20 protein-coding genes are annotated in these 25,701 nt (G+C 74.1%); 6 read left to right on the forward strand and 14 right to left on the reverse strand.

Annotated features, from left to right (window positions below):
• Positions 1-31: 31 nt before the first annotated feature.
• The 5 genes from ACFC1T_RS17455 to ACFC1T_RS17475 are packed head-to-tail and all read right to left on the reverse strand — an operon-like array spanning position 32 to position 7,891.
• Complete coding sequence (locus tag ACFC1T_RS17455) at positions 32-2,161, reverse strand: ATP-dependent DNA helicase (protein ID WP_375889353.1); 2,130 nt, start codon at positions 2,159-2,161, stop codon at positions 32-34.
• A gap of 12 nt (positions 2,162-2,173) precedes the next feature.
• Positions 2,174-4,009 carry an IucA/IucC family protein gene (locus ACFC1T_RS17460; RefSeq protein WP_375889355.1) on the reverse strand — a complete coding sequence of 612 codons (1,836 nt, stop codon included), beginning with the start codon at positions 4,007-4,009 and terminating at the stop codon, positions 2,174-2,176.
• A complete protein-coding gene (locus ACFC1T_RS17465; protein WP_375889357.1) occupies positions 3,987-5,405 on the reverse strand; it encodes a lysine N(6)-hydroxylase/L-ornithine N(5)-oxygenase family protein in 1,419 nt (472 codons plus the stop codon). The genes ACFC1T_RS17460 and ACFC1T_RS17465 overlap by 23 nt, the downstream gene beginning before the upstream one ends.
• A gap of 9 nt (positions 5,406-5,414) precedes the next feature.
• Positions 5,415-6,089: a GNAT family N-acetyltransferase gene (locus ACFC1T_RS17470; protein ID WP_375889462.1), complete on the reverse strand. Its 675-nt coding sequence runs from the start codon at positions 6,087-6,089 to the stop codon at positions 5,415-5,417.
• On the reverse strand, positions 5,981-7,891 hold the full coding sequence (locus tag ACFC1T_RS17475) for an IucA/IucC family protein (RefSeq protein WP_375889465.1): 1,911 nt from the start codon (positions 7,889-7,891) through the stop codon (positions 5,981-5,983). Before ACFC1T_RS17475 ends, ACFC1T_RS17470 begins: the two co-directional genes overlap by 109 nt.
• 255 nt (positions 7,892-8,146) lie before the next feature.
• Here ACFC1T_RS17475 and ACFC1T_RS17480 point away from each other — a divergent pair, with 255 nt between their 5' ends.
• Together ACFC1T_RS17480 and ACFC1T_RS17485 are read left to right on the forward strand one after the other, a co-directional pair.
• Positions 8,147-9,325 carry a trypsin-like serine peptidase gene (locus ACFC1T_RS17480; RefSeq protein WP_375889359.1) on the forward strand — a complete coding sequence of 393 codons (1,179 nt, stop codon included), beginning with the start codon at positions 8,147-8,149 and terminating at the stop codon, positions 9,323-9,325.
• Between the two features lie 28 nt (positions 9,326-9,353).
• Positions 9,354-10,538 carry a trypsin-like serine peptidase gene (locus ACFC1T_RS17485; RefSeq protein ID WP_375889362.1) on the forward strand — a complete coding sequence of 395 codons (1,185 nt, stop codon included), beginning with the start codon at positions 9,354-9,356 and terminating at the stop codon, positions 10,536-10,538.
• A 72-nt stretch (positions 10,539-10,610) separates the two neighbouring features.
• On the opposite strand, the gene hflX is transcribed toward ACFC1T_RS17485, so the two are convergent.
• The 5 genes from hflX to miaA form a co-directional block, all read right to left on the reverse strand.
• Positions 10,611-12,113 carry a GTPase HflX gene (hflX, locus tag ACFC1T_RS17490; protein WP_375889364.1) on the reverse strand — a complete coding sequence of 501 codons (1,503 nt, stop codon included), beginning with the start codon at positions 12,111-12,113 and terminating at the stop codon, positions 10,611-10,613.
• Entirely contained in the window at positions 12,110-14,452 is a 2,343-nt protein-coding gene (locus ACFC1T_RS17495) for a RelA/SpoT family protein (protein WP_375889366.1), read from the reverse strand. The genes hflX and ACFC1T_RS17495 overlap by 4 nt, the downstream gene beginning before the upstream one ends.
• A gap of 167 nt (positions 14,453-14,619) precedes the next feature.
• A complete protein-coding gene (gene dapF, locus ACFC1T_RS17500; RefSeq protein ID WP_375889369.1) occupies positions 14,620-15,534 on the reverse strand; it encodes a diaminopimelate epimerase in 915 nt (304 codons plus the stop codon).
• A 47-nt stretch (positions 15,535-15,581) separates the two neighbouring features.
• Entirely contained in the window at positions 15,582-16,094 is a 513-nt protein-coding gene (locus ACFC1T_RS17505; RefSeq protein WP_375889370.1) for a hypothetical protein, read from the reverse strand.
• A 239-nt stretch (positions 16,095-16,333) separates the two neighbouring features.
• Positions 16,334-17,269 carry a tRNA (adenosine(37)-N6)-dimethylallyltransferase MiaA gene (gene miaA / locus ACFC1T_RS17510; protein WP_375889372.1) on the reverse strand — a complete coding sequence of 312 codons (936 nt, stop codon included), beginning with the start codon at positions 17,267-17,269 and terminating at the stop codon, positions 16,334-16,336.
• A gap of 179 nt (positions 17,270-17,448) precedes the next feature.
• Between miaA and ACFC1T_RS17515 the strand changes: the two genes are divergently transcribed.
• Positions 17,449-17,694, forward strand: a complete 246-nt coding sequence (locus tag ACFC1T_RS17515) for an antitoxin (RefSeq protein WP_375889374.1) — start codon at positions 17,449-17,451, stop codon at positions 17,692-17,694.
• A 24-nt stretch (positions 17,695-17,718) separates the two neighbouring features.
• On the opposite strand, the gene ACFC1T_RS17520 is transcribed toward ACFC1T_RS17515, so the two are convergent.
• Together ACFC1T_RS17520 and miaB are read right to left on the reverse strand one after the other, a co-directional pair.
• Positions 17,719-18,417 (reverse strand): hypothetical protein, encoded by a 699-nt coding sequence (locus ACFC1T_RS17520; protein WP_375889376.1) that lies wholly within the window; start codon positions 18,415-18,417, stop codon positions 17,719-17,721.
• A gap of 117 nt (positions 18,418-18,534) precedes the next feature.
• Positions 18,535-20,037 carry a tRNA (N6-isopentenyl adenosine(37)-C2)-methylthiotransferase MiaB gene (gene miaB / locus ACFC1T_RS17525; protein WP_375889379.1) on the reverse strand — a complete coding sequence of 501 codons (1,503 nt, stop codon included), beginning with the start codon at positions 20,035-20,037 and terminating at the stop codon, positions 18,535-18,537.
• 119 nt (positions 20,038-20,156) lie between these two features.
• Between miaB and ACFC1T_RS17530 the strand changes: the two genes are divergently transcribed.
• Positions 20,157-21,176 (forward strand): TAXI family TRAP transporter solute-binding subunit, encoded by a 1,020-nt coding sequence (locus tag ACFC1T_RS17530; protein WP_375889380.1) that lies wholly within the window; start codon positions 20,157-20,159, stop codon positions 21,174-21,176.
• A gap of 64 nt (positions 21,177-21,240) precedes the next feature.
• Here the strand turns inward: ACFC1T_RS17530 and ACFC1T_RS17535 are convergent, their stop codons facing one another.
• A complete protein-coding gene (locus tag ACFC1T_RS17535; RefSeq protein ID WP_375889383.1) occupies positions 21,241-22,671 on the reverse strand; it encodes a sensor histidine kinase in 1,431 nt (476 codons plus the stop codon).
• 6 nt (positions 22,672-22,677) lie between these two features.
• The gene (locus ACFC1T_RS17540; protein WP_375889384.1) at positions 22,678-23,436 is read right to left on the reverse strand and encodes a response regulator transcription factor; all 759 of its coding nucleotides are present in this window, start codon (positions 23,434-23,436) and stop codon (positions 22,678-22,680) included.
• A gap of 392 nt (positions 23,437-23,828) precedes the next feature.
• On the opposite strand from ACFC1T_RS17540, the gene ACFC1T_RS17545 reads away from it, so the two are divergent.
• Positions 23,829-24,602: an amino acid ABC transporter ATP-binding protein gene (locus ACFC1T_RS17545; protein WP_360237471.1), complete on the forward strand. Its 774-nt coding sequence runs from the start codon at positions 23,829-23,831 to the stop codon at positions 24,600-24,602.
• A 161-nt stretch (positions 24,603-24,763) separates the two neighbouring features.
• A complete protein-coding gene (locus ACFC1T_RS17550; RefSeq protein WP_375889387.1) occupies positions 24,764-25,672 on the forward strand; it encodes a glutamate ABC transporter substrate-binding protein in 909 nt (302 codons plus the stop codon).
• Positions 25,673-25,701: the final 29 nt, after the last annotated feature.

Below are 25,701 nucleotides of genomic sequence, written 5' to 3' on the forward strand. Positions count from 1 at the left end.
CCGTCCGTCCTGCGCCACGCGCCGGGGCCGCTCAGCCCCGCTTCACCACCGGCCGCACCGGCGCCGCCGAGGCGTCGATCGCCGCCAGCGAGCGCCGCACCTGGTTGCGGTCCGTGGTGTACCAGAACTCCGGCATCGAGGACCGGAAGAAACCCCCGTACCGCTTGGTCTCCACCCGCGGGTCGAGCACCGCGACCACGCCCCGGTCCTCCGCCGCGCGCACCAGCCGGCCCGCGCCCTGTGCCATCAGCAGCGCCGCGTGGGTCGCCGCGACCGCCATGAAGCCGTTCCCGCCGTGCTGTTCGACGTCCTTCTGGCGGGCGCTCATCAGCGGGTCGTCCGGCCGGGGGAAGGGGATCCGGTCCATCACGACCAGCTGGCAGGCCGAGCCGGGCACGTCCACGCCCTGCCAGAGCGAGAGGGTGCCGAACAGGCAGGTGGTGGCGTCCGAGGCGAACTCGCGGATCAACTCGCCGAGGGTGTCCTCCCCCTGGAGCAGGATCCGGTGGTCGAGCCGCTCCCGCATCGCCTCGGCGGCGGCCTGGGCGCCGCGCATCGAGGAGAACAGGCCCAGGGTGCGCCCGCCGGCCGCTTCGACCAGCTCGGCCAACTCGTCCAACATGTCGGGCCGTTCGGGGTCCCGCCCGGGGTCCGCGAGGTGCTTGGCCACGTACAGGATGCCCTGCTTGGGGTACTTGAACGGCGAGCCGACGTCGATGCCCCGCCAGTGCGGGACGGCGTCCTCGCCGAAGCCGGAGCCGGCCTCCGGGTTGTCACCGGGCGTGCGCCGGTCCGGCAGCCTGGTCTCCTTGGGCAGGCCGAGCGAGCCGGCCACGCCGTTGAAGTCCCCGCCGAGCTTGAGGGTCGCCGAGGTCAGGACGACCGAGCGCTCCTTGTACAGGCCCTCGCGCAGCAGGCCGGACACGCTCAGCGGCGCGACCCGCAGCGAGGCGGTGCCCAGCCCGTAGCGGTCGCTGCGCTCGATCCAGACCACGTCGTACTCGGAGCCCTCCAGCAGCCGGTCGGCGGTCTCGTGCAGGGTCTCGGCCGAGGCCATCGCCTGCTTGCGGACGGCGTCCTCGTCGCTGAGGCCCTTGTCCCGGGTCTCGCCGAGCGAGGTGATCACCTGCCGGGAGGCGTCCCGGATCGCGGTGACGGCGTAGGCCAGGTACTCGGGCAGTTCCTCGACCCGGCCGGGCTGGGCGGTCTCCATCAGGCCGTGGTAGTTCTCGGCGGCGGCCTGCAGCGCGTCCACGGCCTTCTCGTTGGCCAGCCGGGCGGCCCGCTTGACCGCCCGGTTGACGGCGCCGACGGTCAGCTCGGCGGTGGCCGCGCCGGTGACCCGGTTGACCAGCTCGTGCGCCTCGTCGACGATCAGCAGCCCGTGCTCGGGCAGCACCGGCGCGCCCTCGATCGCGTCGATCGCGAGCATCGCGTGGTTGGTGACCACGACGTCCGCGAGCTTGGCCCGCTCCCGGGCCTTCTCCGCGAAGCACTCCTGCCCGTACGCGCAGCGGGTCGCGCCCAGGCACTCCTTGGAGGTGACGGAGAGCTGCGCCCAGGCCTTGTCCGAGACGCCGGGGCTCATGTCGTCCCGGTCGCCGGTCTCGGTCTCGTCGGCCCAGTCGCGCAGCCGGAGCACGTCCTGGCCGAGCTTGCCGGTGGGGCCGCCGAGCGCGTCGACCGGGTCGAACAGGCCCTCGCCCTCCTCGCTCGGGGTGCCCTCGTTGGCCCGGTGCAGGCACAGGTAGTTGGAGCGGCCCTTGAGCATCGCGTACAGCGGGCGGCGGCGCAGCACCGGGTGCAGCGCCTCGACCGTGCGCGGCAAGTCCCGTTCCACCAGCTGGCGTTGCAGGGCCAGGGTGGCGGTGGCGACCACCACCCGGTCGCCGTGGGCGAGGGCCGGCACCAGGTAGGCGAGGGACTTGCCGGTGCCGGTGCCGGCCTGGACGAGCAGGTGCTCGGAGTGGTCGACGGCGTCGGCGACGGCCTCGGCCATCCGCATCTGGCCGGGGCGCTCCACACCGCCGACGGCCTCGACCGCGGCGTGCAGGAGCTCGGGAATCCGCGAGCGCGGGACGGCGACGGCTTCCTCGGCCGCGTCGCCGAGGTCCGTCGCCCGCTGGGATTCGGAGTCGTGGGATTCGGAGTCGTTCGTCATGACCCTTCCACCCTACGGGGCGGGGGTGACAATCCGGTCCCGTTGTCCGGGGCGGGGGCCGGGCGGCCGCACCTCCACGCCGACCAGGGCGTTCGGCACGGTGCCGTGCCGGACGGCGTGCGGGCGGTGCGGGCGGTCCTGGTAGCCGTCCATGAGCAGCCGGTTGCGGTTGAGGCAGAGCCGGTCGATCCGGGGCCGGAACAGGTCGAACAGGTCGAAGCGCTCGCGCAGCTCGGGGAAGCGGGCCTGGTAGCGGTGGATCTCCGCGCGCAGCAGGCCCCAGAACTCGGTCTCGGCGAGGCCGGCCTGCGCCTCCAGCAGCGGGGCGAGGTAGCGGAAGACGCCGATGAACAGCCCGGAGTGGATGAACTGGCACAGCCCCTGGGGGTTCTCCCGCAGCAGCACCTCGTCGACCTCGGGGGGCAGCGCGCGCAGCTCGGGGAGGTCCTGGTCGCTGAGGTTGACGTCGTCGACGAAGTCCTTGACCGCGAGCCGGGTCGGGGTGCCGCGGTCGTCGAAGACCACGACGGCGTTCTCGCCGTGCGGGGAGAAGACCAGTCCGTAGCGGTAGAGGAAGTGCAGCAGCGGCGGCAGCAGCGCGGCGAACAGCCGGGCGGTCCACCCGGCGGGGGTGAGGCCGGAGCGGGCGATCAGTTCGACGGCGAGGGCGCGCCCGTCGGAGCCGCTCTGCAGCAGGGCGGCGAGGGTGCGGGCGCGCTCGTCGCCGGCCAGGAAGGGGCCGAGCGGTTCGCGCCAGATCGCGCCGAGCAGTTCCTTGTACTGGTACGGGGAGTCGGGCATCTCCCGGTAGAGCGGGTGGTCGACGGTGACGGAGGCGATCTCGCCGAGCAGGATCACCCGGCACTCGTCCCGCAGGTACGGGTCGGCGTCGCGCAGCCCGTGCAGCCAGGCGGTGACGGCGGGCGCGGCGAGGGTGCGTTCGACCGGCAGCCCGCGCCAGACCAGGGTGTTGAGGATGGACAGCGGCAGCTTGACGGTGCAGCGCTCGGGGTGGGCGGTGTTGAAGAAGGAGCGGATGGACTGCTGGGGCAGCCGTGGGTCGCCGTCCGAGGCCAGCGGGACGATCTCGCCGGAGGCGATCCAGGGCGCGAACAGCGGCAGGACCGTCTCGTCCCACTGCCAGGGGTGGACGGGCAGCAGCAGGTAGTCGTCGGCGTCGGCGCCGAGCGGGGCGCGCAGGGCGGCCTCGTCGTCCAGTTCGCGGGCGTACAGCTGCTCGGGGCGTTCCAGGCCGGGCACGCCGCGGTACTCGGCGAGCCGGCGGTGGACGGCGATCCAGGGCAGCGGCCGGGGGCTGCGGGCCTCCGGGGCCCAGCGGGCGGCGTCGGTGCCGGAGAAGCCGATCCGGCCCTTGCTGGGGACGATCCACGGGTGGCCGCCCTGCCGGCCCTCCAGGGCGGGGTGGTCGAGGTCGGCGAGCTCGGCGGCGGTGAGCGCGGTGGCGAGCTGGCGGGCGTCGGCGGTCAGCGTGGCGGACAGCTCGCGGACCAGGTGGGCGGTGGTGTCGCCGCGCATTCCGAGCGCGTCCCGGGCGTACGGGAGGAAGCGCAGCGGGTCCAGGCCGTCCGGGCGGGAGCAGCGGATCGACCCGGGGTCGACCTGCCAGCTGTCGTAGGCGCCGCGCCGGGCGGCGAAGCGGTACTCGGCCTCGGGGAGCTTCAGCAGGTACTCGCCGTCGAGGGGGCCCGGGACGGGCTTGAGCAGGTCCTCGTAGGCGAACTCGCCGAGCATCTTGGCCAGCAGGGCGCGGCCGGCCCGCTGCCAGTGCCCGGCGGTGAGGTGCGGGGGCAGGTAGAGCGGCGGTTCAGCGGCCGACGGTTGCGGCACGGGTCAGCTCCTGGGGGTGGGGGACGACGGGGGTCTGCTCGATCGGAGCGCCTACGGGCCCGGCCGCGGCCGGCGCCCCGGGCGGCGCGAAGCCGGTCCAGGCGGTGCGGTCGGGCAGCCGGTGGACGGTCCGGCCGGTGACGGCGTTGAGGATGACGGCGGCCCGGTGGGCGCCGAGGCCGAGGTCGGGGGCGCCGACCCCGTGGGTGTGGAGTTCGGCGTTCTGGACGTAGAGGCCGCCGGTGAGCTCGGGCCGGGTGGCGACCCGGTGGTCGAGGTCGACCCGGTAGCGCCCGGTCTCGTCCCAGTCGATCAGGTGGGCGAGCGGTTCGAGCGCGGCCGGGCGGGCGGCGCGGTAGCCGGTGGCGAGCACCACGGCGTCGGTGCGCAGCACGTGTTCGGCGCCGGAGTCGGTGTGCCGGCAGTCCAGTTCGAGTCCGCCGCAGGGCCCGGGCCGGGCCGCGGTGACGGCGGTGCCGGGGGTGATCTCGACCGGGGCGGTGTCGATCGGGCGGCCGATGGTGCGCTCGTAGAGGTGGTCGTGGATCTCGGCGAGGGTCTCCGCGCTGGCGGCCTTGTGCAGCTGCCACTGGGCGGTGACCAGGGCGTCCCGGACCGGGCCGGGCAGGCCGTGGAAGTAGCGGGTGTAGTCGGGGGTGAAGTGTTCCAGGCCGAGCTTGGAGTACTCCATGGGGGCGAGCGCCCGGGTGCGGGTGAGCCAGCGCAGCCGGACGCCGTCGTCCTGGTGGCGGCGGAGCAGGTCGAGGAAGACCTCGGCGCCGGACTGTCCGCTGCCGACCACGGTGATGTCGCGGGCGTCCGCGAGCTCGGCCCGGCGGTCCAGGTACTCGGCGGAGTGGAAGGCCCGCGGGCGGTCGGCCAGGGCGGCGAAGGCCTCGGGGAGCACCGGCCGGGTGCCGACGCCGAGCGCGAGGTTGCGGGCCCGTACGGCGGTGCGCCGGCCGGTCGCGGTGTCGGTCAGCTCGGCCCGGAACAGCGGGCCGTCCCGGTGCAGGGCGGTGACCTCGGTGCCGAAGCGGCAGTTGGGCAGCCGGTCGGCGGCCCAGCGGCAGTAGTGGTCGTACTCGCGGCGGGGCAGCTGGAAGCGTTCGGCGAAGTAGAACGGGAACAGCCGGTCCTGGGCGCGCAGGTAGTTGAGGAAGGACCACGGGTTGGTCGGGTCGACGAGTGAGACGAGGTCGGCCAGGAAGGGCACCTGCATCCGGGCGCCGTCCACCAGCATGCCGTGGTGCCAGCGGAATTCGGGGCGCTGGTCGCAGAAGAGCGTGCGCAGCCCGGGTACCGGCTCGGCGAGGGCGGCGAGCGAGAGGTTGAACGGGCCGATGCCGACGCCGAGCAGGTCGTAGGGGGGTTCGTGGGGTGTCGAGGTGTCCACAGGGGTGTCCTAGGCGGGGAGTGGCGCTTCGCGGTCGCGCACCATCAGCGCGGCGCGCTTGTCGGGCAGGTCGAGTTCGGCGGCGGCCCGGAATCCGGCCCGTTCGAAGGCCCGGACCGAGCGCCGGTTGCGGACGTCCGGTTCGGCCACCACCCGTTGGCAGTCGGGCCGGTGGCGCAGCACGAGGGCGGCGACGGCGGCCAGCAGCTGGGCGCCGAGGCCGCGGCCGCGGCTGGCGGCCGGGCCGAGCAGCAGGTGCACGCCGGTGTCGTGCGGGCGGGCCGGGTAGTGCCCGGCGAGCGGGTCGAGGTCGGCGCGGTAGACCTCCCAGTAGCTCATCGGGGTGCCGTCGAGCAGTCCGAGGCAGGGCAGGCTGCGTCCGTCGCCGTCCAGTTGGGCCCGGACGTGCCGTTCGGTGACGGCGGGCGGCCCGGCGAGCTCCCAGAAGGCGTCGACCTCGGGGTCGTTCATCCATCCGGTGAGCAGCTCCAGGTGGTCGGGCAGCCGGACCGGGCGGAGCCGGAACCGGCCGGCCGGGGTGGGGACTTCGCCCCACCCGGGCAGCTCGTCGGGCATCAGGCGCCCGCCACCGGGTTGGGGATGTCCACGTACACGGACTGGGTGGCGACCGGGCCGACCAGTTCGTCGAGGCCGTTGATCCGGGTGAGCAGGTTGGCCTTGCAGGGCAGGGTGGGCGCGTCCAGCAGCAGGGCGGGCAGGGCGGAGCCGGTGGCGGCGGCCCGCGGGCCGGCCAGGAACCGGCGCAGCCCGGCCAGCAGCACCGTCTCCTCGGCGAGGCCCTGGGAGCCGAAGGCGCCGATCAGGCCGAGCACGTGGTTGATGCCGAGGTAGTAGGCGAAGTGGTGGTCGATGACGTCGTCCGGCAGGAAGGTGTCGCTCTGCTCGCCGAGTCCGGGCAGCCGGGCGGTGAGCCGCTCGGCGGCGCTCTCCCGGTAGTAGTAGCCCTGGTTGTCGCGGTAGCGGCCGCCGCGGGGCCAGCCCTCGGCGTCCAGCAGGACGATGCTGTTCTGCTGGTGGGCCTCCAGGGCGATGCCGCCGTGGCCGTCCAGCCAGAGCACGGGCAGCACGACGGCGTCCAGGTAGCGCAGGAACCATTCGGCGGCCACGGTGCGCAGCGGGCGGCCGGTGCGGGCGGCGAGCGCGCGCAGGGTGTCGCCGAGGGCGGACGGCACGGTGGCGCCGGTGCCGCGCGGCTGTTCGGCGACGAACCCGGCGACGCAGAGGGCGCGTTCGGCCGGTCCGAAGGGCTGGGCGCGCAGCACGGTGTCCAGCCCGCCGGGGTCGCCGAGGTCGGGGTGGTCGACGCCGATCCAGGCGGGGTCGCGGACGATGTCGAAGCCGGGGTGGGCGGCCCGCCACTCGGCGGCGAGGCCGCTCTCCAGCAGCCGGTGCACCTCCAGGCCTCGGTGGAGTTCCTTGCGCAGGTTCTCCCGGCGGGAGTTGGTGATCCGCAGGCCGAGCGAGAGCTTGAGCATCCACGGGGTGCCGGGCCGGTAGACGGTGCGCACCGAGGAGGTGGGGTACCAGGGTTCGCCGGCCGGGCCGAGGTCGTGCAGCAGCCCGTCGGCGAGCAGCGCGGCGACGGTCGGGCGGTGGGCGAGCTCGCGGGCCTGCCAGGGGTGCAGCGGCAGGGCGGCGGTGCCGGGCGGCAGGGTCGCGTGGCCGCCGAGGAGGGCGGCGGTGATCCGGTCGGCGCTCTCGGCGACGGCGGAGCCGGCCGCGAGCAGGCCGCGGTCGACGGCGTACCAGTGGACCTGGAAGGAGCCGTGGAGTTCGGGCGAGTAGGCGGCGCTCTGGGCCGGTCCGAGGCCGTCGCGGCTCTTCGGGGTGGGGTGCAGGGGGTGGCCGAGCAGCAGGGCCTGTTCGGCGGCGAGGAAGGCGGAGCGTTCCGGCCCGCCGGGTTCGGCGGCGGTGCGGCGGTGGGCGAGGATCTCGGCGGTGCGCACCACCGAGTCGGCGACCCGGGCGGCGAGGTCGGCGACCTGTCCGGGGTCGGGCCGTTCGGCGGCCGCGGCGGCGAGCAGGGCGGCGGCGGTGACGGCGTCCACCGGGGCCGCGGCGCCGTCTCCCGCCGGGGCGCCGTCCCCGGCCGAGAGGGTGGCCGGGCCGAAGCGGTGCCAGCCGCCGGGCGACCAGTGCCGGACGGCGGCGGTGAGCCGGGCGGCCCCGCCGAGGACGTCGATCCGCAGTCGGCCGTCCGGCCCGGGGCGGGCCCCGGTCTCCCGGGCCCAGCAGCGCAACAGGGCTTCCAGGGCCGCCTGTTCGGCGGCGACGGCGGGGTCGGGGTGCAGCAGCGGGTCGGGTCCGGAGGCGGCCCGCTGCACAGTGGGCGGCGGTACGGGCGGGGCTCCGGTGAGGGCGGTGCTCAAGGCTGCTCCTTGGTGCGCGTGGGGGTGCGGACGCGCGCGGGTGGTGGAGAGGGTCGGCGGGCGCTCGCACCGTCGCGTCAGGTAAGGGTTACCTATCCCTGACGGGTGATCACAAGGACGGCTCACTCGTCCGGGTGAAGATCGGGGATAGTGCGTCACCGGGCGGGGCGGCCCTGCTGTGCCAACGACGGGGCCGGTTCCGCGTCACGGATCGGTGACCTCCGGGCGGTCGCGGAACCCGGGGGGCGGCCGCCGCCGTCCTCCACGGCGATGGAAGACTCCAGGGCGGCGGGCCGCCGCACCGAGGACCGACCCGACACCGTCCGACCGAGTACAGGGGGAAGCCCACCGATGCCACCGATCCACCGGTCAGCCCTGGCCGCCGCGCTGGTCGCCGGAACGCTGCTGGCCGTCAGCGCCTGCGGACCGGACGGCCCGGCGGGCGCCGACCGGACCGTCGCCGCACCGCCGCCCAGCACGGACGCGAGCGGCTCCGCCGCCCCCGGCGGCGTCATCGGCGGGATCACCCTGCCGTCCGGCCTGCCGACCAGCCTGCTGGAGGGCCTGCCGAAGACCTGGGACGACCTCAAGAAGTGGAAGTACGACGACTGGGACAAGTGGGCGTCCAAGCACGTCTTCAACAACCCGGTGGTGAAGGACTTCTGGAACCCGGACAAGATGGGCGACGCCAAGCCCGCCGACCCGGCGCCGCCGACCGCCAAGCCGGCCGCCGCCGACGGCGTGACCGACCCGGAGCCGCCGGTGGTCAAGGCCGTCCAGGTGCCCCGCCCGTACCTCAAGCAGCCCTCCGGGAAGGTGTTCTTCTCCGCCCAGGGCGGCCGGGGCAACTGCTCGGCGACGGTGATCGCCGACCCCCAGCACCCGGGCAGGAGCAATCTGGTCTGGACGGCGGCCCACTGCGTGCACGAGGGCAAGGGCGGCGACTTCTACAAGAACCTGGTCTTCGTCCCCGCCTACAACAACTCGGGCGCCTCCAGCGGCGGCAAGAAGGCCCCGCTGTCCGACCTCGCCCCGCTGGGCACCTGGTGGGCCGACCAGATCGTCACCTCCCCGCAGTGGATGGTCGAGGGCGGGCAGACCGGTGACGCCGCCAACCAGTACGACTTCGCCGTGATGCGCGTGCACAACCAGAACGACACCGGCAAGTCCCTGGAGGAGACGGTCGGTTCGGCCGTCCCGGTGTGGTTCGACGCGCCCCGCGACCAGCTCAAGGTCTCGGCCACCGGCTACCCGCTGGTCAAGCCGTTCGACGGCCAGGAGCTGTACAAGTGCGACGGCGGCAAGCCCGTCCGGCTGTCCTTCGACCCCAAGCGCCCGTCCATGCTGACCATCGGCTGCAACATGACCCAGGGCGCCAGCGGCGGCGGCTGGTTCGCCACCATGCCGGACGGGCGGACCGCCCTGGTCAGCAACACCTCGATCGGCACCCAGGAGCACACCTCGCTGAGCGGCCCGTACCTGGAGACGGTCGCCAAGCAGGCCCTGGACTGGATCTCCAGGAAGCAGTGACCGGCACCACCACGGGGGACTCCTCAGCTTGCGCACCATCAGCACCACCCGCACCACCGGCACCACTGACTCCACCGGCACCACCCGTACCACCCGCCGCACCCCCCGCACCGGGGGGCGGCGGGCCGCCGCGGCCGGCGCCGCACTGCTCGCCGCCCTGACGCTCACCGCGGCCGCCTGCGCGCCGGACGGCCCCGCCGCCCCCGCCACCCCGCCCGCGGCACTGCCCAAGGCCGCGCCCACCAGCCTGGGCGACCTGAGCGGCTGGAAGCTGGAGGACTGGGCCCGCTACGTCGCCGACAGCGGCTTCGCCAACCAGGTGCCCCCGGGCTACTGGACGGCGGCCCGGACGGAGGCCGCCAGGGCCCGGCCCACCCCCGAGTACGCCCCGACCGCCGCCGCACCCCCCGGCGTCGACCGCGACGCCCCGCCCGCGGTCGTCCAGGCCCGGCCGCAGCCGCACCCGTACGGCCCGGACTCCGCCGTGGTCGGCAGGCTGCTGATGACCACGCCGCAGGGCGACGCGGCCTGCTCCGGCACGGTGGTCGCCGACCCGCTCAACCCGGGCCGCAGCAACCTGGTCCTCACCGCCGCGCACTGCCTGCACGACGGCAGGGGCGGCGGCTGGGTGAAGAACCTGGTCTTCGTCCCCGCCTTCAACCGGGACGGCCGGGCGGCCCGCGGCAAGCCGTACGACGAGCAGCAGGCCGCCCCGTACGGCCGGTGGACGGCGGTGCGCGCCATGGTGTCGCCGACCTGGCTCCAGGAGAGCGGGGTCGGCGCCCACGACCAGTACGACTACGGGATCGTCCGGGTGCGCGGCGAGTCCGCGGCCGGCCCGTCCCTGGAGGAGGCGGTCGGCGGTTCCGTCCCGGTCTGGTTCAACGCCCCGCGCGAGCAGATCACCGCGGCGGTGGTCTTCGGCTACCCGGTGGAGCGGCCCTTCGACGGCATGGAGCTGGAGCGCTGCGACTCCCCCGCCCCGCCGGGCCGGCTGTCCTTCGACCGGTCCCGCCCGCCGATGTACGCGATCGGCTGCTCCATGGGCGGCGGCGCGGGCGGCGGCGGCTGGTTCATCACCAGGGACGGCCGGCCCAACCTGGTCAGCGTCAGCTCGCTCGGCAGCCGCGGCCCGGCGGGCTACCGGGCCGGGCCGTCCCTCCAGGACCAGGCCAAGCAGGCCTTCGACTACTTCGCCAAGAACGTGAAGTAGCCCCCGGACGCGGTACGTCCGGGGGCCACCCCGACGAGCGGGGACGAGCGGGAACGAGCAGGAACGCGCCGATCAGCCCTGCAGGGCCACCGCGAAGTACTCCAGCTCGGCGGCCAGCTCGGCCGGCACCTTGGCGTGCACCAGCGTGCCGTCGGCCGTGTGCTCGGTGGCGATCAGCTCGCCCTCCTTGTGCACCCGGGAGACCAGCGCGCCCTGGGTGTAGGGCACCAGGGCCCGCACCTCGACGGCCGGTCGCGGCAGCTCGTCGTCGATGAGCCTGAGCAGCTCCTCGATGCCGGCCCCGCTGCGGGCCGACACCACGATGGCGTGCGGCTCGCGGCGCAGCAGGCGCTGCAGCACGTGCGGGTCGGCGGCGTCGGCCTTGTTGATCACCACGATCTCCGGCACGTTCTGCGCGTCGACCGAGACGATGACCTCGCGGACGGCGGCCAGCTGCGTCTCCGGCTCGGGGTGCGAGCCGTCGACCACGTGCAGGATGAGGTCCGCGTCGGCGACCTCCTCCATGGTCGAGCGGAAGGCCTCGACCAGGTGGTGCGGCAGGTGCCGGACGAAGCCGACGGTGTCCGCCAGGGTGTAGAGCCGCCCGCTCGGGGTCTCGGCCCGGCGCACGGTCGGGTCCAGGGTGGCGAACAGCGAGTTCTCCACCAGCACGCCCGCGCCGGTGAGCCGGTTGAGCAGGGAGGACTTGCCGGCGTTGGTGTAGCCGGCGATGGCCACGGACGGCACCTGGTGGCGCTTGCGCTCCTGGCGCTTGGTGTCGCGGCCCTTCTTCATGTCGGCGATCTCCTTGCGGAGCTTCGCCATCTTCTCGCGGATCCGGCGCCGGTCGGTCTCGATCTTGGTCTCACCGGGGCCACGGGTGGCCATGCCGCCGCCCGAGGAGCCGGAGCCACCGCCACCCATCTGCCGGGACAGCGACTGACCCCAGCCGCGCAGGCGCGGCAGCATGTACTGCATCTGCGCGAGCGAGACCTGCGCCTTGCCCTCCCGGGACTTGGCGTGCTGGGCGAAGATGTCCAGGATCAGGGCCGTCCGGTCGACGACCTTGACCTTGACCACGTCCTCCAGCTGGATCAGCTGGCCGGGGGTGAGCTCACCGTCGCAGACCACGGTGTCGGCGCCGCTGGAAGCGACGATGTCGCGCAGCTCCTTGGCCTTGCCGGAGCCGATGTAGGTGGCCGCGTCGGGCTTGTCGCGGCGCTGGATGACGCCGTCCAGCACCTCGGAACCGGCGGTCTCGGCGAGCGCGGCGAGCTCGGCCATCGAGTTCTCCGCCTCCTCCAGGGTGCCGTCGGTCCAGACACCGACGAGCACCACGCGCTCCAGGCGGAGCTGGCGGTACTCGACCTCGGTGACGTCTTCGAGTTCGGTGGAGAGGCCGGCGACACGGCGCAGGGCGGCGCGCTCACTGCGGTCGTACTGGTCGCCGTCGTAGTTGTGGCCGAGGTCCTCGTCGATGGCCGCGAGGTCCTCGTCCATGAGGGCTTCCGCTCGCAGACCGTCGAGGCGGCGCGGGGCGTCGGCGTGGTCGCGGGCTTCGAACGTGGAGGTCATTCTGTCCTTTGGTCGCTGGATGGCTTCGGCGTGGTCCCTTGGATCCCACCGGGGCTCCTGTGCCCTGAGAACGCCGTGGACCGGCCGTGAATTCCCCACGATGGTCGCACGCCCGGTGCGGGCCGGTCACCCCCATTTCCACCGGAGTGGCGGGTCTGCGTCCCCTCGGGGGCGTGCGGGCGGCTGACGTCGTACACCCCGGAAACCTTGAGCATCGCCCGCATCAGGGCGGGCAGCGCGCCCGGCTCGGGCAGCTCGACGGTGTAGGTGTGCCGGACCCGCAGTTCCTGCGGCGGTTCGACCTCGGCGGAGACGATGCCGACGCCCTCGGCGGAGATCGCCGCGGTGAGGTCGGCGAGCAGCCGGGGCCGGTTCAGCGCCTCGGCCCGCAGGGTCACCCGGTGGCCGGCCGCCGGGGCGTCCCCGGGCTGCCAGCGGACCTCCAGTTCGGCCCGCCCGTCGGCGCGCAGCCGCTGCCCGGCGGGGCAGGCGGTGCGGTGCACGGCCACCGCGCCGCCGCGGATCGGGTAGCCGGCCACCGCGTCCGGGGGCACGGGCGTGCAGCAGCGGGCCAGCCGCACCTGCGCCCCGGGCCGGCCGGCCACCACGACGGGGGCGGCGCGGCGCTCGCCGGGCCGGTGCGCGGGCGGGGCGGGCTGGCCGCCGGCCGGGCCGGTGCGCACCACCGGCAGCCGGGCCGGGTGGTCGGCCAGCCAGCGCTCGATGGCCAGCCGGGCGGCGGGGGTGCGGGCGTGCGCCAGCCACTCCGGGGACGGCCCGGACGGCTGGGCCCCGCCGCCGGGCGGGAGGCTCTCCGTGAGCACCGCCAGGACGTCCCCGTCCTGCAACGGGGTGGACAGCGCGGTGAGCCGGCCGTTGACCCGGGCGCCGATACATCGGTGGCCGGTCTCCTCGCCGAGCAGGTAGGCGGCGTCCACGCAGCTGGCCCCGGCCCTCAGCTGAAGCGTTTCACCGCTCTCCGTCACCACGGTGATCTCGCGGTCCCCGGCCAGGTCGGCGGTGAGCGCGGACCAGAAGGCGTCCGGGTCGGGGGTCTCCTGCTGCCACTCCAGCAGCCGGCTGAGCCAGCCGGGCCGGGCCGGGTCGGTGCGGTCCAGTTCGTCGGTGTCCTGGGCCGGACCGGCCGGGGTCGGGTCGCCGAGCGCGACCACCCCGGTCTCGGCCACCTCGTGCATCCGCCTGGTCCGCACCAGCACCTCGACCACCGCGCCGCCGTCCAGCGCGACGGCGGTGTGCAGCGACTGGTAGAGGTTGAACTTGGGGGCGGCGACGAAGTCCTTGAACTCCCCGGGCAACGGCGTCCAGCAGGTGTGCAGCTCGCCGAGCACCGCGTAGCAGTCGGCGTTCTCCTCGACCACCACCAGCAACCGCCCGAAGTCGGCCGGCTGCGGCTCCTGCGGCCGGCCGTCCCGCCCGGGCGCGGCGGCCCGCTTGATCAGCACCCGGTGCAGCGAGACGCAGTGCCGGGGCCGTACCGTCACCTCGGCGGCGACCCCGGTCTCGGCGAGCTGGCGGGCCAGCCGGCGGGCGAAGGGCTCCAGCAGGGCGTCCGGCTCGGCCTCGTGACCGGCCATCAGGCCCCGGGTGCGGGCGTGCTCCTCGGGGTGCAGGGTGGCGAAGACGATGTCCTCCAGCTCCGCCTTGAGCACCTGGATGCCGAGCCGCTCGGCCAGCGGGATCAGCACGTCCCGGGTGACCTTGGCGATCCGCACCTGGCTGGCCGGCTTCATGTGCCGGATGGTGCGCATGTTGTGCAGCCGGTCGGCGAGCTTGATCACCATCACCCGGACGTCGTCCCCGGTGGCGACCAGCATCTTGCGGAAGGTCTCGGCCTCGGCGGCGGCGCCGAAGTCGACCTTCTCCAGTTTGGTCACCCCGTCGACCAGGTAGGCGACTTCGGGCCCGAACCCGGCGCCCACCTGCTCCAGCGTCAACTCGGTGTCCTCGACGGTGTCGTGGAGCAGCGAGGCGACCAAGGTGGTCGTCCCGGCACCGAGTTGGGCCAGGATCATGGTGACGGCCAGCGGATGGGTGATGTACGGCTCACCGCTCTTGCGCTTCTGGCCGCGGTGGCTGGCCTCGGCCAGCCGGTACGCCCGGGCCAGCAGGGCGAGGTCCGCCTGCGGGTGGTGCCGCCGGTGCACCTGGACCAGTGGTTCCAGGGCGTCCGGCACGGGCGGGCGGCCGGTGGCCAGCAGGGCGGCCCGCCCGGCCCGGCCGAGCGCGGCCCGGCCGAGCTCCCCCAGGGGCCTCCTGGCCCCGGCCTGCCGTGCGGTCGTCGGCTGCCCCGTGAGGGACTGCCCGGCTTCGATGGTCATCGGCACCTCCGGCAACGTCGCCGGGTGCGGCCCCTCCCCGTGGGGTGACCCGGTGGTCCATGCTACCGAGCAGAGCACGTTCCGCGACGCCGTGATTCCCGTCCGCGACCGGTATCACCCGATCGGGGGGATTCGTCACCGTACGAAGTGGGCAAACCGGGCCATCGCTACGAGGCCCGGGCGATCGACTCCCACCAGCGCGGGTCGATCCGCCCCTCCGCCACGATCACCGCCGGACCGGTCATCTCCACCCGGCCGTCCGGGTGCTCGGTGATGACCAGCCGGCCGCCCAGCACGTCCACCGTGTAGGCGACCGCCTCGCCGGTGACCGCCGGGTCCGCGCCGTCCCGGCGGATGGCCGCCACCGCGACGGCGCAGGCGCCGGTGCCGCAGGAGCGGGTCTCGCCCGAGCCGCGCTCGTGCACCCGCATCGCCACGTGCCGCGGGCCGCGGTCCACCACGAACTCGACGTTGACGCCCTCCGGGTAGGCGCCCGCGGGGCTGGTGAGCGGGGCGGTGAAGAGGTCCCCGGCGTGGTCCAGGCTCGCCACGAAGGCCACCGCGTGCGGGTTGCCCATGTTGACGTTCAGGGCGGGCCAGCGCCGCTCGCCGACCGCGACCTCGATGCCGTCCGGCCCGGGCAGCCTCGCCCGGCCCATGTCGACGGTGACCTCGCCGGGCGTGCCGTCCGCGGCGTCCTCGGCGACCGTCGCGGTGAGCACCCCGGAGCGGGTGGCGATCGCCAGCCCGCCGGGCTTCGCCAGGCCGGCCTCGACCAGGAAGCGGGCGAACACCCGCAGGCCGTTGCCGCACATCTCGGCGATGCTGCCGTCGGAGTTGCGGTAGTCCATGAACCACTCGGCCCGGTCGGCCTGGTCCGCGGCGGCCGGGTCGGCGGCCGCGCGCACCACGCGCAGCAGCCCGTCGCCGCCGATGCCGGCCCGGCGGTCGCACAGCGCGGCGACGGCCTCCGGGCCGATCTCCAGCACGCCGTCCGGGTCGGGCACGATCACGAAGTCGTTCTGGGTGCCGTGCCCCTTGAAGAAGGGGAGGCCGGCCCGCGGGGAAGAGGATGCGCTCACCCCACCGATGGTACTGAGGGCGGCGGTGGGGCAGGCCGGGGCCCGGCTCAGCGCAGGTAGGCGACCCGCCACACCGCGAGCGCGCAGGCGGCCAGGGCGATCAGGGTGTAGACCGCGATGGCCTTCCAGCCGGCCCGCTGCGCGGAGCCCCGGCGCGGCAGCCCCGGCCACTTGTAGCCGGCGTGCCGGGCGGCCATCGCGCCCCAGCCGAACGAGGCGGCGGTGAACAGCAGCCCGAGCATCCCGACCATGGTGGCCCGCGCCCCGGCCGAGCCGAAGGCGAGCGGGAAGGCGAACATCAGCGAGCCGAGGGTGCCGAGCAGGGCGATCGGCAGGGTCTGCCACCAGCGGAGCCGGCGCAGCGGCCGGATCTCCCGCTCGTGCACGGCGGCGTCCGGCGGGGTGCGGGTGTCCAGTGCGGGCACCGCGGCCGCGTACGAGGTCGGCGCCTCCAGGCCGGTCAGCACGGGGAGGTCGCCCCTGGTCGACTCGTCGAACTCCTCGGCCGGTGCGGTGACACTCCCGCTCTGGCCGGATTCGGGGCCGGTACCCGTCGACACGCGGCCTCCCCTGACAGTTCGACACGAGCGGACTCGCGGCCGGGCACGGTCGGCCCGCGCGGGCCGACCCTTACGGCATCGATGATGGCATGTCCAGAGGGGACGTTCGGGGCCTGACGGGGTCCTCGGGTGATCCGTGGCCATCACGTGATCGGGCCGTGACCCCCGGTTCGTCCTGCACGGTCGCCTGCGCGCGCAGCTGCACCGCCGAATTGGCCGGAACGGACCCCAGGGCCCGACTACGCGACCGGAACCCCCTGATGGCCGATCAGTTCCAGCGAGCGTTCCAGCAGCTCGACCGGGTCGGTCCCGGCCGGGCGGGAGAGCCAGTGGATGCGGTCGTCCCGACGGAACCAGGACTCCTGCCGGCGGGCGAAGCGCTTGGTGGCCCGGACCGTCTCGGCCCGCGCCTCGTCCTCGGTGCACTCCCCGGCGAAGTGGTCGAGCACCTGCTGGTAGCCGAGCGCCCGGGAGGCGGTCCGGCCCTCCCGCAGCCCGACCCGCTCCAGCGCGCGCACCTCGTCCAGCAGTCCGGCCTCCCACATCCGGTCGACCCGCAGGGTGATCCGCTCGTCCAGTTCGGGGCGCGACACCGCGACGCCGATCTGCACCGCCTCGTAGACCGCGGTGTTGCTCGGCAGGTTGGCGGTGAACGGCTGCCCGGTGATCTCGATGACCTCCAGGGCACGGACGATCCGGCGCCCGTTGCCGGTCAGGATCGCCTCGGCGGCCGCCGGGTCCAGCCCGGCCAGCCGCCGGTGCAGCGCGTACGGGCCGTCCTGCTCCAGTTCGGCCTCCAGCCGGGCGCGGACCTGCGGGTCGGTGCCGGGGAACTCCATCTCGTCGATCGCGGCCCGGACGTACAGCCCGGAGCCGCCGACCAGGACGGGGGTGCGCCCGGCGGCGAGCAGCCGGTCGATCTCGGCCCGGGCCAGCCGCTGGTACTCGGCGACGCTGGCGGCCTCGGTGACGTCCCAGACGTCCAGCAGGTGGTGCGGCACTCCCCCGCGCTCCGCCACGGTCAGCTTGGCCGTGCCGATGTCCATGCCCCGGTACAGCTGCATCGAGTCGGTGTTGATCACCTCGCCGCCGAGGCTGCGGGCGATGGCGACGGCCAGGTCGGACTTTCCGGCGGCGGTCGCGCCGACGATGCTGATCACACGGGAGCTGCTCACCGCTCCAGTCTCCCAAACCGTCGCGGCACCCGGGGCCGGGCTGCCGCCCGCCGCCGACTGCGCGAGGATGTGACTGTTCCCCGGACTGCCTCCGGCCTGCCCCGCACCCCGGCCCGGCTTTGCGAACTCTTGACCGGTCACGTGCGTTGTGCAGGAGACAGGGAACGAAGGAGATCACCATGGGCCTGATGGACAACCTCAAGGGCAAGGCCGAGGAGCTCAAGGAGAAGGCCAGCGAGCTCGCGGGCAAGCACAGCGACCAGATCGACCAGATGGTCGACAAGGCCGGCGGCGCGATCGACAAGGCGACCAAGGGCAAGTACAGCGACAAGATCGAGCACGGCGCCGACAAGGCCAAGGGCGCGGTGGGCGACTTCGCCCACAAGCCGAAGCCGGACGACGGGGGACAGCCCCCGCAGTCCTGACCGGCCGGGGCCCGGAGACGGGCCCTACGCCCAGGACGCCACGAAGTACCCGACCCCGTACGGCGCGTCCTGGTAGCCCAGCCGCGCGGTGAGGCCGGCGCCCTCGGCGGCGCCGGCCAGCACCTGCCAGGGCGCCCGGCCCTCGGCCTTGAGCTCGGCTGCCAGCGCCGGGTCCAGGGCCGCCAGGGCGGGCAGGTCGGCCGAGCCCAGGGCGGCGGCCAACCCGGCGTCGAAGCCCTCGGCCCGCTCGTCCAGGTAGCCGGGGGCCTTCAGCGAGCGGCAGGCGCTGCCGTCGCCGAGCACCAGCAGGGCGACCTTGTCGGCCAGCCCGGCCAGGCCCTGGCCGAGGCCGAGCATCCGGTCGACGGGGGCGTCCGCGGGCACCGCGCAGGCGTGCGTCGGCACGGTCACCCCGGCGCGCTCCAGCAGCCAGGCCCCGACGGTCAGCGAGGGCGCCAGCTCCGGCCCCTCGACCCGCCCGCCGGGCAGCTTGGCGACCAGCGGCACCCCGTAGCGGTGGAAGGACCCGGCCCCGCCCTCGGTCCACACCTCGGCCTCCGGCCCGGCGCCCACCACCACGACCAGCTCCGGCCCGGCCGCGACCAGCGCCGCCAGCGCCTCGTCACAGGCGGCGCGCAGCCCGTCCAGCTCGGGCGCGGCCCCGGCGGCGACCTCGGGAACGAGCAGCGGCGGACAGGGGCACACGGCGGCGGCTACCAGCATGCGGATCACCTTAGGGCCTGTCCGGCCCTAGCCGGAAAGCCGAACGGCCCGGCCGGAGCTCCGAGCCGCGACTCGCGCGCTCGCTCCGGCCGGGCCGTTCGGCCTCCGTCACACGGGTCAGTCGCCGCAGCAGGCGCCGCCCGCCGGGGCGGCCGACGGCAGCTCGGCCGGGGCGCCGATCTTCGGCAGGCCGAGCATGACGCCCGCCGGCTTGTCGGCCGGCCTGGCCTGGCGCTTCTCCCAGGCGTCGCCGGCCCGGGTGCGGCGCACCCCGAGGGTCGGGCCCTCGGCCAGCAGGTGGTGCGGGGCGGCGTAGGTGATCTCGACGGTCACCACGTCGCCGGGGCGCACCGGCTCGTCCGGCCTGGTGAAGTGGACCAGCCGGTTGTCGGGGGCGCGGCCGGACAGGCGCTGGGTCCTGTCGTCCTTCTTGCCCTCGCCCTCGGCGACCAGGATCTCCAGGGTGCGGCCGACCTGCTTCTTGTTCTCGTCCCAGGAGATCTCCTCCTGGAGCGCGATCAGCCGGTCGTAGCGGGCCTGGACGACCTCCTTGGGCACCTGGTCGGCCATCTCCGCGGCGGGGGTGCCGGGGCGCTTGGAGTACTGGAAGGTGAAGGCGTTGGTGAAGCGGGCCTCGCGGACGACGTGCATCGTCTGCTCGAAGTCCTCCTCGGTCTCGCCGGGGAAGCCGACGATGATGTCGGTGGAGATCGCCGCGTCCGGCATCGCCTCGCGGACCTTGCGGATGATCCCGAGGAAACGGTCCTGCCGGTACGAGCGGCGCATCGCCTTGAGGACCTGGTCCGAGCCGGACTGCAGCGGCATGTGCAGCTGGTGCATCACGCTCGGCGTCTCGGCCATCGCGGCGATCACGTCGTCGGTGAAGTCGCGCGGGTGCGGCGAGGTGAAGCGGATCCGCTCCAGGCCCTCGATCTGCCCGGCGGCGCGCAGCAGCTTGGAGAAGGCCTCGCGGTCGCCCAGGTCGGAACCGTAGGCGTTGACGTTCTGGCCGAGCAGGGTCACCTCGATGACGCCCTCGTCGACCAGCGCCTCGATCTCGGCGAGGACGTCGCCGGGGCGGCGGTCCTCCTCCTTGCCGCGCAGCGCCGGGACGATGCAGAAGGTGCAGGTGTTGTTGCAGCCGACCGAGATCGCGACCCAGGCCGCGTACGCCGACTCGCGGCGGGTGGGCAGCGTGGAGGGGAAGGTCTCCAGCGACTCCAGGATCTCGACCTGGGCCTTGCGCTCGACCGCGGCCCGCTCCAGCAGCGCCGGCAGGTGCCCGATGTTGTGGGTGCCGAACACCACGTCGACCCAGGGGGCGCGCTTGACGATGGACTCGCGGTCCTTCTGGGCCAGGCAGCCGCCGACGGCGATCTGCATGCCCTGGTGGCGGCCCTTGACCGGCGCGAGCTGCCCGAGGTTGCCGTACAGCTTGTTGTCGGCGTTCTCGCGCACCGCGCAGGTGTTGAACACGACCAGGTCCGGGTCGCCCTCGGCACCGGCCTTGACGTACCCCGCGTCCTCCAGCAGGCCGGACAGCCGCTCGGAGTCGTGGACGTTCATCTGGCAGCCGTGCGTGACGACCTTGTAGCTCTTCAATCCGCTCTCACCGCTCACCAGACCAGGGTACGGGCAGCCGCGGACCGCCTTTCCCCGGATCTTCGCGGAACGGCTCCCCGAGCTTTCCACCGGTCGTTCCCCTCCCGTTCGGCCCGGGCGCCTGGCACTATCCCTGCATGACCCCCACCGATCCGTCACGACTCGGCGCCGCCGTCCGCCGCGCGGCCCGCAGCCCGCTGTGGCGGACCGTGCTGGTCCTGGTGCTGCTGGTGGCCGGGTTCGGCGGCTGGTGGCTGTCCGCGGGCCGCTCGCCCGGCTACCCGCGCGGGGAGACCCGCTTCGCGACCGGCGTCCCGCGCGGCGTCTACGACCGGTACGGGCAGCTGCTGCAGAGCCACGTCTCGCAGACCATGCCGGGGGTGCGGCTGGCCCTGGACAGTTCCGAGGGCTCGGTGGACAACCTCCGCCGGGTGATCGACGGCAAGGACACCTTCGCGATCGCCACCGCCGACGCGGTCGCCGCCTACCAGGGCCAGGGCAAGGACCGGCTCCGGGCGATCGCCCGGCTGTACGACGACTACCTGCAGCTGATCGTCCCGGCGGACTCCCCGGTGCACCGCACCGCCGACCTCAAGGGCCTGCGGGTGGGGGTCGGCCTGCCGCAGTCCGGGGTGAACCTGGTCACCAGGCGGCTGCTGACCGCGGCCGGCCTGGACCCGGACCACGACATCACCCCCGTCCCCGGGGGCGTCAGCGACGGCTCGGACGAGCTGCGCGACCACAAGATCGACGCCTTCTTCTGGTCCGGCGGCCTGCCGACCAGCGCGCTCACCGACCTCTCCGACCACATGCGGATCCGGGTCGTCCCGCTGGGCGACCTGTCCGAGGCCCTGCACAAGGCCGAGGGCGACGGCGTCGACGCCTACCGGGCGGCCACCATGCCCAAGGGCACCTACCCGAACGCCGAGCCCAAGGACGCCGTCGCCACCATGGCCGTGCCCAACCTGCTGGTCACCCGGGACGACGTGGACCCGGGGCTGGTGGAGGGGATGACCCGGGCGGTGATCGACAGCCGGGACCAGATCGGCGCCCAGGTGCACGCCGCCCAGCTGGTCGACCTGCGCACCGCCGTCTACACCGACCCGCTCCCGCTGCACACGGGCGCCGCGCGCTACTACCGCTCGGTGAAACCCTAGGAACCGCAGGAACCGCAGGAGCCGCAGGAGCCGCGGCAGGCCGTGGCGGCCCCGGGTGCTACGGCTACGGCCGTCCCGGCCGCGGCACCGCCAGCGTCACCGCGAGCCCGGTCGGCCGGACCGGGGCGAAACCGAGCGAGCCGCCGCCCGCCGCCAGCAGGGTGCGGGCGATGGACAGGCCCAGTCCGGAGCCGTCCACGTTCTGGTGCCGCGCGCTGCGCCAGAACCGGTCCCCGGCCCGGGCGAGCTCGTCCTCGGTCAGCCCTGGCCCGGTGTCGCTGACGGTCACCGCGACCTCGTCCCGGAACACCGAGACCCGCAACAGCACCTGGCTGCCGGCCGGGCCGAACTTGAGCGCGTTGTCCAGGACGGCGTCCAGCGCGGAGCCGAAGCCGATCGGGTCGGCCATCCCGATCGCCAGCGCCGGGCCGTCCCAGCGCAGCTCGATCCCGCGCTGCTCGGCGACCGGCCGCCAGCCGTCCACCCGGGCGAGCGTCAGCCGGGCGAGGTCGGTCTGCTCGGGTTCGGGGCGGGCGTGCTCGGCGGTGGCCAGCCCGAGCAGGTCGTCCAGCACCCGGGCCAGCCGGGTGCCCTCCTCCCGGACGCCGCTGAGCTCCTCCTCGTGCCCCTCGGGCAGCTCCAGGCCGAGCACCTCGACCCGCAGCAGCAGGGCCGAGAGCGGGTTGCGCAGCTGGTGCGAGGCGTCCGCGACGAAGGCCTTCTGCTGGTCCATGGCGTGCACCACGTGGTCCGCCATCTCGTTGAACGAGCGTGCCAGCCGCTGGAGTTCGGGCGGCCCGCCGCCGGGGGCGACCCGGGCGGCCATCCGGCCGGTGGCGATGTCGTGGGTGGCCCGGTCGAGGGTGCGGACGGGGCGCAGCACCCACTCGGTGAGCCGGACGGCCAGCAGCACGGCGACGGCCATCGCGGCCGCCTCGCCGCCGGCCAGCACCAGCCACTTGTGCAGCACCCGGGCCCGCAGCGCCCCGGTCGGCGACTCGCTCAGCACCACCGCGACCACGTCGCCGTCGCGCACCACGGGGGCGGCGACGGTGATCGTCCGGTCCTCGGTCCACGGCCAGACCTGCGGCGGGTTGTGGCTGCGCCGCCCGTCCAACGCCTCCTGGAAGGCCTGGGCGCCCCAGCCGACGGCGGGCACCCCCCAGTCGCGGGGGGCGACCGCTATCGACGTGCCGTCGCGCTGGAAGATGCCGAGGCGGACGCCGTACAGGTCGTAGTAGCGCTGGACCTCGGTGGCGATCGCGTGCCGCCGGCTGAGGTCGCCGGGGGCGGGCTCCGGGTCGCCCTTGCGGGCGGAGTCCAGGGTGGCGCCGGAGGTGGGCAGGTCCTGGGCGAAGCGGGCGGCGTCGTCGAGCCGGTCGACCACCACCCTGCTCTGCTCGGCCGCCGCGAACGCCGCCGCGAGCGGCAGCCCCAGGGCGGCCAGGACGCAGAGCATGAGGGCGATCAGGATGCCGAGCAGGCGGGTGCGCACGTGCGGTCAGTGCTCCGCGGGGGCGGGCGGGGTCCGGTCGGACCCGGGGGAGGCCGGGGAGTCGGGGATCAGCCGGTAGCCGACGCCGCGCACGGCCTCGACCAGGCCGGGCAGCGCCAGCTTGTTGCGCAGCGAGCCGATGTGCACCTCCAGGGTGCGGCCGTTGCCCTCCCAGCCGCTGCGCCAGACCTCGCTGAAGATCTGCTCGCGCCGGTAGACCACGCCGGGGCTCTGGGCGAGCAGCGCCAGCAGGTCGAACTCCTTGCGGGTGAGCGGCACGTCACGGCCGTCCACGCTGACCCGGCGGCGCTCGCGGTCGATCCGGATGCCGCGGGACTCCAGCGGGCCGCGCTGCTGCGGCACGGCGTCGGGCGCGGGCACCGCGACCGAGGACGGCTGGGCGCCGCGGCGGGCGACGGCGTGGATGCGGGCGAGCAGTTCGCCCATGTCGTACGGCTTGGTGACGTAGTCGTCGGCGCCCAGGTTGAGACCGTGGATCCGGGAGCGGATGTCGGCGCGGGCGGTCACCATGATCACCGGGACTCCGCTGCCGGCCCGGATCCGGCTGCACACCTCGAAGCCGTCGCGGTCGGGCAGCCCGAGGTCGAGCAGCACGACGCGGTACGGGTCGTTGCCGTCCGGCACCAGGGCGTCCAGCGCCTCGTGCCCGCTGCGGGCGTGCCGCACCTGGAAGCCGTGCCGGCCGAGCACCGCGACCAGTGCCGCGGCCACGCGTTCGTCGTCCTCGACGAGCAGCAGTCGCATCCTGTTCTCCTCCTTCCCCCTTGTGATCACCGGACCGATCGGTCCGGGACCGGTCCTGCGCAGTATGGGCCAGCGGGCGGCCCGGCGCCAGGTTCGCCCGCGGACCGGGCTCGCGGGGGACGGCGAGCACCGGCACGGATCCCCGCTGTGACATGCCCCGTCGACGCACTCGCGAACAGTACGTACGGATCGCGTGGCCGTTTCGTGATCCTCAAGTTCCGCTCAGATCGGCTGACGGGGCACCGTCACCGCTCCTATGGTCGCCCCACCGGGGGCTGCGGCTCCGCCGGTCGCGGCTCCCGGATTTCTTATCACCATTGCCGCCCAAGGGAGTTGGAACTTCCCGGGCAGGCAGGGTTCACCCCAGTTCGACACAGTAGGGAGCAGGCGCGATGTCCGAGAGCCCGGTCGAGGACTCCACCCCCGCAGCCGCCCCGCTGGTCGTGCTGAACAAGGTCAACAAGCACTACGGCGCGCTGCACGTGCTCCAGGACATCGACCTGGAGATCCGCCAGGGCGAGGTCGTGGTGCTGATCGGCCCCTCCGGGTCGGGCAAGTCCACGCTCTGCCGGACGATCAACCGGCTGGAGACCATCGACTCCGGGGAGATCACCCTGTCCGGCCGCCCGCTGCCCGCCGAGGGCCGGGAGCTGGCGCGGCTGCGCGCCGAGGTCGGCATGGTCTTCCAGAGCTTCAACCTCTTCGCGCACAAGACCGTGCTGGAGAACGTCGTCCTGGCGCAGGTCAAGGTGCGCAAGGTGCTCCGCGGGCACGCCGAGAAGACCGCCCGCGAGCTGCTCGACCGGGTCGGTGTCGGGGCCCAGGCGGACAAGTTCCCGGCCCAGCTCTCCGGCGGCCAGCAGCAGCGCGTGGCGATCGCCCGGGCGCTGGCGATGAAGCCGAAGGTGATGCTCTTCGACGAGCCGACCTCGGCGCTCGACCCGGAGATGGTCAACGAGGTGCTGGAGGTCATGCGCCAGCTGGCCGCCGACGGCATGACCATGGTCGTGGTCACCCACGAGATGGGCTTCGCCCGCTCCGCCGCCAACCGGGTGCTGTTCATGGCCGACGGGAAGATCGTCGAGCAGAACACCCCGGACGCCTTCTTCACCGCGCCGCGCTCCGACCGCGCCAAGGACTTCCTCTCCAAGATCCTCCACCACTGACGCCCGGGGCCGGCCGCAACCGGCCGGGACCGTTCAGGACCGCCCCCCCAGACCACCGGGGCCGCCGCCGGCAAGGACGCCGGCCGACCCCGCACGTGTACCGACTTCCAGACGCCAGAGCCCGGTCGACACCGTGGCCCAGCCCCAGGAGACCAACCCTCATGAGGACTTCCCGCACCCTCGCCGTGGCGCTCTGTGCCGTCGCGCTCACCGCCACCGCCGCCTGCGGCAAGGACGGCACCCCCGCCGCCTCCAACAACGCGGCGAGCGCCAGCAACGCCCCGGCGCTGCCGACCTACACGGTCAAGACCGACGTCAAGATCGACTCCGCGGTGCTGGCCGAGGCCAAGAAGCGCGGCCAGCTGATCATCGGCGCCAAGGCCGACCAGCCGAACCTCGGCTGGGAGGACGTCGCCAGCGGCGACCGCAGCGGCTTCGACATCGAGATCGCCAAGATGGTCGCCGCCGACCTCGGCTTCACCCCGCAGCAGATCAAGTGGCAGACCCTGGTCTCCTCGCAGCGCGAGCCGGCCATCGCCAAGGGCCAGATCGACTTCTACGTCGGCACCTACAGCATCAACGACGAGCGCAAGAAGACGGTCTCCTTCGCCGGCCCGTACTACATCGCCGGCCAGGACTTCCTGGTGAAGAAGGACAACACCTCGATCACCGGCCCGGAGAGCATCAGCGGCAAGAACGTCTGCACCGCCACCGGCTCGACCTCGATCAAGAACATCCAGCAGTACAACCCGAAGATCACCCAGTTCGACACCTACTCGGCCTGCGTCGAGAAGCTGCTCTCCGGCGAGGTCGACGCGGTCACCACCGACGACGCGATCCTCAACGGCTACGCCTCCAAGTACGCCCCCAAGCTCAGGGTCGTCGGCAAGCCCTTCACCAAGGAGAACTACGGCGTCGGCCTCAACAAGGACGACAAGGCGCTGCGGGACGCGATCAGCGACGCCCTCAAGGCCCACGAGGACAACGGCGACTGGAAGAAGGCCTACGACGCCACCCTCGGCGCGTCCGGCTCGGCCGCCCCGGCGGTCCCGACCCTCGACCGCTACTGATCCGCACACTGTCCGCCCCTGACCATCTG

The organism is Kitasatospora sp. NPDC056076 (assembly GCF_042266305.1).
Taxonomy (GTDB): Bacteria; Actinomycetota; Actinomycetes; order Streptomycetales; family Streptomycetaceae; genus Kitasatospora.

Coding starts and splice junctions, on each gene's coding strand:
- ACFC1T_RS17455 (WP_375889353.1), bottom strand. CDS start 2,161: ATGACGAACGACTCCGAATCCCACGACTCCGAATCCCAGCGGGCGACG.
- ACFC1T_RS17480 (WP_375889359.1), top strand. CDS start 8,147: ATGCCACCGATCCACCGGTCAGCCCTGGCCGCCGCGCTGGTCGCCGGA.
- hflX (WP_375889364.1), bottom strand. CDS start 12,113: ATGACCTCCACGTTCGAAGCCCGCGACCACGCCGACGCCCCGCGCCGC.
- ACFC1T_RS17495 (WP_375889366.1), bottom strand. CDS start 14,452: ATGACCATCGAAGCCGGGCAGTCCCTCACGGGGCAGCCGACGACCGCA.
- ACFC1T_RS17515 (WP_375889374.1), top strand. CDS start 17,449: ATGGGCCTGATGGACAACCTCAAGGGCAAGGCCGAGGAGCTCAAGGAG.
- ACFC1T_RS17520 (WP_375889376.1), bottom strand. CDS start 18,417: ATGCTGGTAGCCGCCGCCGTGTGCCCCTGTCCGCCGCTGCTCGTTCCC.
- ACFC1T_RS17530 (WP_375889380.1), top strand. CDS start 20,157: ATGACCCCCACCGATCCGTCACGACTCGGCGCCGCCGTCCGCCGCGCG.
- ACFC1T_RS17540 (WP_375889384.1), bottom strand. CDS start 23,436: ATGCGACTGCTGCTCGTCGAGGACGACGAACGCGTGGCCGCGGCACTG.
- ACFC1T_RS17545 (WP_360237471.1), top strand. CDS start 23,829: ATGTCCGAGAGCCCGGTCGAGGACTCCACCCCCGCAGCCGCCCCGCTG.
- ACFC1T_RS17550 (WP_375889387.1), top strand. CDS start 24,764: ATGAGGACTTCCCGCACCCTCGCCGTGGCGCTCTGTGCCGTCGCGCTC.